This window comes from Formosimonas limnophila, from assembly GCF_014652675.1.
In the GTDB taxonomy this organism is placed as follows: domain Bacteria; phylum Pseudomonadota; class Gammaproteobacteria; order Burkholderiales; family Burkholderiaceae; genus Hydromonas; species Hydromonas limnophila.
In genome coordinates, this window is sequence record NZ_BMZG01000050.1 from 1 (window position 1) to 655 (window position 655).

Consider the following 655-nt stretch of genomic DNA (forward strand, 5'->3'; position numbering starts at 1 on the left):
TGACGTCCTCCCAAAAAAGTGTATCAGGGATAATTAGAAAAAAGCGGTTAAACTGAGCCAAACGAAGAGGAGAAGCTCATGAAGACCAGCAAGTTTACGGAAGAACAAATTGCCTTTGCGCTGCATCAAGCGGACATGGGACATTCGGTAGAAGAGGTCTGCCGGCAAATTGGCATTAGCCAGGCCACGTTTTACAATTGGCGTAAAAAGTATGCGGGTGTTGGGGTATCTGAACTTCGACGATTGAAGCAGCTTGAGCAGGAGAATAAGAAGCTCAAGCAAATGGTGGCCGACTTGTCTTTGGATAAAGTGATGCTGCAAGACGTCATCAAAAAAAAGCTGTGAGGCCAGCCCAGCGCAAACCCTTGGCTGGCCATCTGATTGAGCAGTACCGCATTTCCATACGTCGAGCCTGTCGGCTGTGTTTGCTGCACACGACGACATGGCATCGCAAACCACGACCACCGAATCCGACCGATGCCCCTATAAGAGCGCAAAGGTTGAACATTGCACACAGTCGAGTGCGGTTCGGTTTCTGGCGCATTTATGTTCTAATACGCCGGGCGGGCTGGCGAGTTAATCACAAGCGTCTTTATCGGCTGTACAAAGCCGAGGGGCTTAATCTGCGCAGCAAACGTCCCAAACGTCGGCGTGC

Annotated in this window: 1 pseudogene; it reads left to right on the top strand. The window is 50.7% G+C overall.

Features of this window, described 5'->3' with window-relative positions:
- Positions 1-78: 78 nt before the first annotated feature.
- Positions 79-655: pseudogene (locus IE082_RS11130) on the top strand (transposase); the annotation flags it as partial.